The sequence below is a fragment of the Phytoactinopolyspora endophytica genome, assembly GCF_004138495.1.
Taxonomy (GTDB): Bacteria; Actinomycetota; Actinomycetes; order Jiangellales; family Jiangellaceae; genus Phytoactinopolyspora; species Phytoactinopolyspora endophytica.
In genome coordinates, this window is sequence record NZ_ML142870.1 from 41,639 (window position 1) to 51,173 (window position 9,535).

At 67.3% G+C, this 9,535-nt stretch carries 7 protein-coding genes; 2 read left to right on the forward strand and 5 right to left on the reverse strand.

From position 1 onward, the window contains the following. The 4 genes from ELR45_RS36025 to ELR45_RS29695 form a co-directional block, all read right to left on the reverse strand. The coding region (locus tag ELR45_RS36025; protein ID WP_240760230.1) for an ABC transporter substrate-binding protein at positions 1–1,146 on the reverse strand (1,146 nt) is incomplete at its 3' end. 118 nt (positions 1,147–1,264) lie between these two features. After that, a complete protein-coding gene (locus ELR45_RS29685; RefSeq protein ID WP_205857527.1) occupies positions 1,265–2,863 on the reverse strand; it encodes an FAD-dependent oxidoreductase in 1,599 nt (532 codons plus the stop codon). Next, positions 2,860–3,912 (reverse strand): LacI family DNA-binding transcriptional regulator, encoded by a 1,053-nt coding sequence (locus ELR45_RS29690; RefSeq protein WP_205857528.1) that lies wholly within the window; start codon positions 3,910–3,912, stop codon positions 2,860–2,862. Before ELR45_RS29690 ends, ELR45_RS29685 begins: the two co-directional genes overlap by 4 nt. Before the next feature lie 321 nt (positions 3,913–4,233). Continuing rightward, entirely contained in the window at positions 4,234–4,500 is a 267-nt protein-coding gene (locus tag ELR45_RS29695; RefSeq protein WP_129669523.1) for a DUF3039 domain-containing protein, read from the reverse strand. Positions 4,501–4,609: 109 nt separating this feature from the next. Between ELR45_RS29695 and ELR45_RS29700 the strand changes: the two genes are divergently transcribed. Further along, a complete protein-coding gene (locus ELR45_RS29700) occupies positions 4,610–6,016 on the forward strand; it encodes an MFS transporter (protein WP_129669524.1) in 1,407 nt (468 codons plus the stop codon). A 133-nt stretch (positions 6,017–6,149) separates the two neighbouring features. Further along, the gene (locus ELR45_RS29705; protein ID WP_129669525.1) at positions 6,150–7,955 is read left to right on the forward strand and encodes a DEAD/DEAH box helicase; all 1,806 of its coding nucleotides are present in this window, start codon (positions 6,150–6,152) and stop codon (positions 7,953–7,955) included. Positions 7,956–8,150: 195 nt separating this feature from the next. Here ELR45_RS29705 and ELR45_RS29710 read toward each other — a convergent pair. Next, on the reverse strand, positions 8,151–9,535 hold a 1,385-nt coding region (locus ELR45_RS29710), incomplete at its 5' end, for a golvesin C-terminal-like domain-containing protein (protein ID WP_165368220.1).

Here is a 9,535-nt window from a genome sequence, read left to right on the forward strand (position 1 = left end):
GAGCAGGATCGTCATAGAGTTGATCTTGTCCGGCACCAGATCGAAGAAGTCATAGCCGCCCGACTCCCGGTCGCGGGCGAGCACCGGCTTGTTGGTCGTGGTGGTCACAGTGCGATCGATCATGTCGATCTCGCCCTGCAGAGTGCTCAGCAGCAAGACTTCGTCATCCTGGAAGATGCCGAAACGGATCCCGTCGAGATACGGAAGCTGGTTGCCCTCCGGGTCGATCTTCCAGTAGTAAGGGTTCCGCTCGAAGATCATCTCGGTGGCGTCCGAGACGGGGGTGACCGGAATCCACGCGTGCAGCCGGGGCAGCTCGATGTCATGCCAGAGTGCCCCGCCCCACAGCGCCTCTTGCAGCGCCTCCACCCAGCCGGAGAAGTCGGCGTCCTTCGCGTTCTGTTCCGCGTCGTCGGCATAGTCCGGATGGTATTTCTGCAGGTAGTGCAGCGGCAGCCGGGTTAGCATGGTGGCCGACACCTCGCCTGCGAGTTGGTCGAGGAAGAGGGCGTGCGGCGCGGCGAAGGTGAAGACGACGGTGACATCGTCGACCTTCTCGATCGTGCCCATCTCGCCGCCCGCGACGAACACACCGTACGGGCTCGGGTTCACCTCCGGGTGCGTGAGCACGTCGTTGTACGCGAACAGGATGTCGTCCGCGGTGAACGGCTCGCCGTCCGACCATCGCATGCCCTCGCGAAGGGTGAACGTGAAGGCCGTGGCATCCTCGTTGGCTTCGACCGCCTCGGCCACGTTCGGGATGGGCTCGGTCCAGTCGAGATCCCACCGCACGAGGTTCTCGTATGCGAGGGAGTAGTTCAGCCGGCTCCCGTCGGTGCCGACCATGCCGTTGCGCCAGGTGCCGCCGTACTGTCCGATCTCCCCGGTCGGCTGTACCACCATCGGGCTCGCCGGTAGACGTTCCTCCAGCGGCGGTAGCTCTCCGCCGTCCACCAGGGCTTTCAGCTCGGGCGCCTCGCCCGTGCCGCCGTCGGGCGGTTCGCTCGGCATCGTACCGTTGCCACCGTCGTCGGATCCGGAGCTGCACGCGGGCACCAACGCGGCCAACGTGAACGCTCCGCCGGCTCGTAGCAGCTGGCGTCGGTCGAGTCGTAACAGGTGCCGTCGATCGATCTGTGGGTCCATCAGACACTCTCCTTTGAGGTGCGTCATGGCCAGACGTGCGTCGGGTACAGGTGTGCGTCAGGTAGATGTGCGTCGGGTAGATGTGCGTCGGGCGACAGGAGGATCCGCCGAGGGCCTCCTAGTAGCCGTGGACGTCGGGCCAGGACAGCTCGACGCCGTCGTGCGTCAACGTCTTCTGGAACGCCCTCAGCTGGGCGTCGTCGTGACGCACCTGGTGGGGTGTGGCCTTCTGAGCGACGCAATGCGCGGCGAGCACACCGGCCGCCTCGCCGATGTTCCATTCCACCGGGTGAAGCCGGTAACAGCCGTTGGTGATGTGTGTGGTGCCGATGTTCTTGGCAGCGGGCAGCAGATTGCGCGTCCGCACCGGAAGCAGCGCCCCGAGCGGGATCTGGAAGGGCAGCGAGCCGACATCGATGTAGTTGTCGCCGCCGGTGGACGGGTGCAGGTCGATCCGATAGGAGCCGACGCCCACCGACTCGTCGTACGATCGGGCGGTCGAGTCCGGCCGAGTCGCCCGTGCGACGTCCTGCTCGACGATTGTGTACTCGGCGACGATGCGCCTCGACTCGCGGATGTACGGGTACAGGGCCAGGCCGTGCGACGTTCCGAAGACGTCGCCGCGCAATCGCAGGCCCGGCAGCCCGGTACCGCCGTCCATCCGCGGCATCTCGGTCTGCATCCAGTACAGGAAACTCAGGCTCATCCGCCGGGCGCCCTCGTGATGGAACGCCGCCTCGTCGTCGTCAACCTCGAAGACCGGGCCGGACAGGTAGTCGATCATCGGCCAGTTCACGACGACGATGTCACTGCGAAAGGCGCCCGGAGAGAAGTTGTCCCGGGCGATGATCCGGCGGAACTGCCACAGGTCGATGTCGCCGCCGCCGTGCCGTCGGTTGAACTCCGCGTCGTGATGCGGTTCGAACGTCCGCTGAACCGGCTCCAGGCTATGTGGTTTCGGCGCCACGAGTCCGAACATCTTCCCCGGCCAGTACGGCGGCTGGAAATCCCGCCATACCGCGTAGTCGTCCGGCTTGTCGATGATGTGGTCTTCACCTTCGAGGTGGTCGACGGCGAAGCACCACGACACCGCCTGCATGTTCAGCGGCTGTCGCTCGGCCGGCGCACTCGGCTCACCTGTGTCCTCGTGGGACTCGAAGCCGGTGACGTACTCCGTGCCGGTCAGCGGGAGCAATTCACCGGTCTCGGTGGCGTCGAGTACGTAACGTGCCGTGATGGTCAACCGCTGGTCCGTGTCCTGGCTCTGCACGGTCACGCTGGTCACGGTGTCGCCGTCGGTGGTAGCCGCCACCGGCCGGTGCCGGAGCCTGACATCCAGACGACCGGCGGCACGATGCGGTGCCAGCATCGCCTCGAGCACGGCCAGGCCCACCCGCGGCTCGGCGCAGATGCGGCTGACCGCACCGCCGCCGGGGTTGAGGAAGCGCGCCGACCGTGCCGTCGTCGTGAGCGGGTACGCACGGCGGTAGTAGTCGCGAATGCCGTCCCGGAGTGCTCGGTAGCTCGCCGTGCACCCGAACTGCTCGATCCACGGATGCTCGTCCGCGGGCACTCCCTGCGACGTCAGCTGGCCGCCGATCCAGTCGGTCTCCTCGGTCAGGACAACACTCATTCCGTGCCGGGCCGCGGCAAGGGCGGCGGCCACGCCGCCCAGCCCGCCACCGATGACCGCGACGTCGGCTCGAATCTCGTTCATGCTGCTCCTCCCACAGCCGCCATGGTCGTCTCACCGGGAGGCGTACACGGCAGCAACAGATGGTCATCTCGGGTCGCATGCGGGTCCTCGAGGATCTCCACCAGCATCCGCGCCGCGGCCCGGCCCATCTCGTTGCGCGGAATGCCCATAGAACTCCAGGACCGGCCGGGGACCGGACCGTCATTCGTCCCGCGCAGCACGACGACGGACACATCGCCGGGAATGTCGAGGCCTCGTTCACGTACGAGCTCGCCCAGCTTGGTCGCATAGCTCTCGTCCTCCGCCACGAAGGCGGTCATCCCGCTGGCCACGGCGTGGTCGAACCACTCCACGCCGAGATGGTGCACGCCCATCAGCACCGGAAGCGGGGGGAGCCCGGCGGCCTCGCAACCGTCGCGGTAACCCTCCTCACGATCGATCAGGGCTTCCATGCGGTGGTCGAGGCCGACGTAGCCGATGCGTCGGTGCCCAAGCTCGACCAGCCGATCCACGACCTCGTGCGTCGCGCTCTTGTAGTCCGCACCCACCCAGCGGAAGTCGACGCCGGGAACCTCCCGCCGCCCCACATGGACGAACGGATAGCCCTCCCCGGCGAGCCTGGCGATGTCAGAGCTGTCGTGTGTGAAACCGAGCAGCACGCTCCCGTCTGCCACGTTGAGGCGGTTCATGCCGTCGCGGTAGATCCTGCGTTGACCGTTCGCCTCTTCGGTCGACGTGAACAGCACGAGGTCGTAGCCGTCGGCCACGGCCTGCTCCTCGATCCCGATCAGGAACTCGTGGTAGAAGTCCCGTTGGCTGATCGGGAACACCGACTCGAAAGTGTGCACACCGAGCAGCCGGTTGCGTTTGCCCCGCAGACTGCGAGCCGATGGGTTCGCCACATAACCGAGATCGCGGACCGCTTCCCGCACCCGGCGCACCGTCTCGTCCGGGATCCGGTGAACCGTGGCCCGCCCATTGATGACGGCCGAAACGGTCGCCTGAGACACCCCGGCCCGTCTCGCCACGTCGCTCTGTTTAGGCGCCTGCTGACGGCTCTTGATAGCCACACGCAACTCCTTGCTGTTTCGTATCAGCAACGTATTAGCAGCGCATGTACGCTCGATTGCTGATTCGTTGCAGCGACTTTAGGCAGCTGTGGTGGCGGAGTCAATAGGCAATGGAAAATTCAGGATGTCAGCACCGAGCCGTCGCCAGAACAGCGCCGAGTTCATTCCAGGCGCCGGTCACGTCACGCGGACGTCGACGACCTCAGACAGGCGCGGCCGCGTTCTCGTTCACAGTCGCGCGCGGCACACGACATCGACATTGCGGGCGTGTCAGTGATCTCCACGGCTCATGCCGTGGATATGGACCAAGCGGTACACGGCTCAGGCGTCGCCCTGACCGCCGGGCTTCATCGACTCCCACTTCTTCTTGCACTCCGGGCAGACCGGGAACCTCTCGGGATCGCGGCTCGGCACCCAGACCTTGCCACAGAGCGCGATGACCGGAGTCCCGTTGATCATCGCGTCGGCGAGCTTCTCCTTCGGGACATAATGCGAGAAGCGTTCACGATCGCCATCGCCGTCGCCTGGCTGGGTACGGGTGTCCTGCCGCTCGATGGTCTCGGTGCCCGGGCTCATCTGAGTGCTCATCCCTACCAGTGTACGGACTGACCCGACCTCTGTGTCGCCTCACACCCGGGCCGAGAACCGAACCGATACGGACTCGAGACGAGTACATGAGTGTCTCTAGTATTCACTCATGACCAAGATGCCCGTGGCGCGAACGCACGGCATCCTCAGTCCCACACATCGCCACCTGACGCTCGGCATCATCGCGATGGTGGTCTTCATCGCCTTCGAGGCCATGGCGGTGGCCACGGCCATGCCAAAGGCGGTTCCCGAGCTCGACGGCCTCAGCCTCTACGCCCTGGCGTTCTCCGGATTCTTCACCACCAGCCTGCTCGGCATGGTGGTCTCGGGCGAGATCTGCGATCGCCGCGGCCCCGGATTGCCCGTCGTCGCCGGCGCGGCCACCTTCAGTGCAGGCCTCGTGCTCGCGGGGACGGCGCAGTCGATGTGGCCGTTCATCGCTGGACGAGCGGCGCAGGGGCTGGGCGGCGGGCTCGTCATCGTCGCCCTCTACGTCGTGGTGGGAAGGTCGTACGACGAGACGCTGCGGCCGCGGATATTCGCCGCCATGTCGGCCGCATGGGTCGTGCCATCGATCGTCGGACCGCTGATCTCCGGGCTGCTCGCCGATCACGCCTCGTGGCGCTGGGTCTTCCTCGGGCTCGCGCCTTTCGTCCTGATTCCCCTGGCGATGGTGCTGCCCTCCGTGCGCGCCGTCAACGGCCCTCCGCCGTCCGGGCCGGCGGTCCGCCGACGGCGGATTCCGCTGGCACTGGCGACGGCTACCGGCATGGGACTGCTCCAATACGCCGGGACCCGGCCCGACCTGCTGGCGCTGGCCCTGTGCGGCGTGGCGGCCGCCTTGCTGATCCCGAGTGTGCCCCGGCTGTTGCCACCAGGCACGCTCACGCTGCGTCGCGGTTTGCCGACGGTCGTGATCATGCGTGGGATCCTGGCCGGTTCGTTCTTCGGCGCCGAAGCCTTCCTCCCGTTGATGCTGGTCGCGGAGCGCGGATTGTCGTCGACCATGGCCGGCCTGTCCCTGACGGGTGGTGCGCTCGGCTGGGCGGCCGGTTCCTGGTATCAAGGCAGACCGAGAACGGCAGTGCCGCGGTACCTGCTCATCCGTATCGGCAGCGCCACTGTATCCGCAGCCGTTGCGCTGCTCGGGCTCGTGCTGATTCCGGCCGTCCCCGCCATCCTCGCGGCGGTCATCTGGACGTTCGGAGCCATCGGCATGGGAATGGCGATGGCCAGCATCAGCGTGCTGTTGTTCGAGTTCTCTCCGGTCGAGGACCACGGGTCGAACTCCGCCGCCATGCAGCTGAGCGATGCGCTGTTCTCCATCGCGTTCGTCGGGCTGGCCGGGACCATCTTCGGCTCAGGTCACGGCACTGCGGCCACGTCGGACGTGGCGGTCCCGCTCTGGGTGTACGCACTGATCTTGGCCGTCATGTCGGCCCTGGCTGTGTTCGGTTCCTGGGCGGCCGGGCGAATACGTCGAGAGTCGGCACCGCTTGAGCATGTCGATTCGTGACCTGTCGGCGTCGGCCGTTATCGTCTTTACAGAAGCCCGACCACCGTCCTGCCGGGCGCCATGTCAGACAGGACGAGCGCGATGCCGCGGGTCGGGCATTGCTGTGCCCGGTAGTAGACCAGACAGGAGATCTGTGAGCACCTCCGCCGCTGAGCACCTGCCTCCGGCTTATCCGGCCCGGGCTCCCTGGGGCACCGCGGGACGGTTGCGCGCCTGGCAGCAGGCCGCTCTCTCCGACTACTTGGAGAAAGAGCCGAAGGACTACCTGGCAGTCGCCACGCCAGGCGCGGGGAAGACCACGTTCGCCCTACGCGTCGCCGCGGAGCTCCTGGCCAAGAGGGTGGTCCACCAGCTGACCATCGTCACGCCGACCGAACACCTGAAACGGCAGTGGGCGGATGCGGCCGACAAGGTCGGCATCACCGTCGACCCGGCATTCTCCGGACGCAAGGGCCGGACCAGCCGTGACTACACCGGTGTAGCCGTCACCTACGCGGGTGTAGCGGCGCACCCCATGCTGCACCGAGCCCGCTGCGAGAACCGTCGCACGCTGGTGATCCTCGACGAGGTGCATCACGGGGGCGACTCACTCTCCTGGGGGGACGCGGTCCGCGAGGCATTCGAGCCGGCAGCCCGTCGGCTCGCCCTGACCGGGACACCTTTCCGTTCCGACGTCAACCCCATCCCGTTCGTCACCTACGTCCCCGAGGCCGACGGACGGCAGCGCAGCGCCGCCGACTACGCCTACGGCTACGCCGAGGCCCTGCAGGACGGCGTCGTGCGTCCCGTGCTGTTCATGGCGTACTCGGGAGAGATGCGCTGGCGCACCCGAGCCGGTGACGAAGTCGCGGCCCGGCTGGGTGAGCCCCTCACCAAGGACCTCGTCGCGCAAGCATGGCGCACCGCTCTCGACCCGGAGGGCGAATGGATCCCGTCCGTGCTGCGTGCCGCCGACACCCGGCTGACCGAAGTACGCCGGCACGTATCCGACGCCGGCGGTCTCGTCATCGCCACCGATCAGGACAAGGCCCGCGCTTACGCGAAGCTGCTGTCACGCATCTCCGGCGAGCGCCCGACGGTCGTCCTCTCCGACGAACCGCGAGCGTCGAAGAAGATCGCGGAGTTCAGCGAGAACCAGGATCGCTGGATGGTCGCGGTACGGATGGTCTCCGAAGGGGTCGACGTGCCACGGCTCGCCGTCGGTGTCTACGCCACGGCCACTCAGACGCCGCTGTTCTTCGCGCAGGCCATCGGCCGGTTCGTCCGGGCACGCAAACGCGGTGAGACCGCGTCGATCTTTCTGCCGACGGTGCCCGCGTTGCTCGAGTACGCGGGTGAGCTGGAAGCCTCCCGGGACCATGTGCTCGGCAAGACAGCCTCCCCCGACGACGATCCGCTGGCCGCCGAGGAAGAGCTCATAGCCGCCGCACAGCGCGAGGAGAACACACCGGACGAGCAGGTACCGTTCGAGGCTCTGGGCTCCGACGCCGCTTTCGACCGGGTACTTTACGACGGCGGCGAGTTCGGCACCCAGGCCCAGTCGGGTTCCGCGGCGGAAGCCGACTACCTCGGCATCCCCGGGCTTCTCGAACCCGACCAGGTCACCGCTCTGCTCCGCCGCAGACAGGCCGAGCAGCAGGCGGAGGCACGCGCGCAGACCGACGACGGTGCGGGCGACTCCGGAACCGCCGTGCCCGGAGCCGGCGGCGACGGAGCGGAGTCCGGCCGGACGGTGCCGGAGCATGAGCGAATCTCAATGCTCCGTCGCGAGCTCAACGGCCTGGTGGGCGCCTGGCACCATCGCACCGGGAAGCCACACGGGGTCATCCACACCGAGCTGCGCAAGTCCTGCGGCGGTCCGCCCGCGGCGATGGCTACCGCGGACGAGATCCAGAACCGCATCGACACGATCCGCGAGTGGGCGTCCGCCCGCCAGTGAGACTGAGGCTCCGGAACTGCCGGAAGGGGGTCTGGAGGCTCAAGCCCAACCGGGCCACAGACTAAGAAGAACCTCGCCCACCCACGCAACCCGCCGCCTCCAGACCCCTTCCGGGAGTTCCGGAGCCGGCGTCGCAGCTAGATTCACCACTGCGGGCTCGCAGTGTAGGGCCACGGCAGCTCAGTACGACGACCCTCAGGCCTCGGTGATGCGGACGGCATCCGCCTCGATCCAGCCGTCGGTCCCGGTCCAGCGGCTGGCACCGACCACCTGCTGCGCCCCTGCGTCCAGCTGGAACACTCCGATGCTGTTCCACCGGCCGCCGCCGGAACGCTGATCGATGTAGACGGTCTCGAACCCGCCGCTCGCCGCGACGATGTACGGCGCGCGCGAGTTGTTGCTGGAGCTCTGCGGGTACCAGACGTCCACCCGGTAGCTACCGCTGTCCGGGATGTCGGCACTGAACCACGCCACGTCGCTCTCCTGCACCGGCTGGGCATGATGGTGGCTGCCGCCGCGCCCGGAGGTCGTCACCCTCAGCCAGTTGTCGCTGGCGCTGAACCCGGCGTCGTCGTTGTCGACGATCGCGCTCCATCCGCCACCGCCCGAGTCTCCCCGGACGTAGCCCATGTAGCGATCCCAGTCCCAGTTCGGGCCCGGGTCGGTGTGCGTCGCGCCCGGCACCTCGTTGTGGCCGACGATGTGAGTGCGGTCGATCGGGATGCCGTATTGGTCGCAGACGAACCTGGTCACCGCCGCCGACGAACGGTACATCTCCTCGGTGTACCAGGACGCGTCGTCGACCCAGCCCTCGTGTTCGATGCCGATCGAGCGGTTGTTCCAGTTCCCGGCGTGCCAACCGACGTCCTTGTGCTCGACCATCTGTGTCACTTCACCGTCTGAGGAACGGATCACGTAGTGCGCGGAGACGTTCGAGTCCGGATTCTGGAACCACGAGATGGCACCCGCATACGCTCCCTGGGTCGTGTGGATGATGACCCGGTCGATCGCGTAATCATTCGGGCGATTCTGGGTGCGATAGTTGCTGGAATGCGCCGGAACCCAACGAGCCGACGGGTAGTCGGCTGCCACCGGCTGGAACGGCGCGGCCGCCGCCTTCACGACGAGCGGCTCCGAAGCGGCCTCCACCACGATGCTCCCGCCGTCGGTCTCGACCACCACGCCCCGCGCCAGCACAGCGAACACGGCGTCGGCCTCAAGCCGGGCGATCGCGTCATCCGGGATCCCGGAGTACCCCGCCACCGGCTCGTACCACGCTCCCACATTCTTCCGATCAGCCGCGCTCAACCCAACGTCGTCGCCGAGCGACCTCAACAGCGCGGCCGCGCCGTCCACATTGGCCTGAGTATCGTCACGCACGGCCGCGACAGACCGTCCGCTCACCTCTGCCGCCGCTCCGATCGTCCCGCCACCCGCCGGGTCCCGCAGCTGCATCACCCCGTAGCCGCCGTATGCGCTGACGCGTTCCCGCACGTGGCTCAGTGTGTATGACAGCGCTACCAGAAGGTCACGCGGCACATCGTGCGCCTGCGCCGCCCGGTCGAAAGCGACGCCAAGCC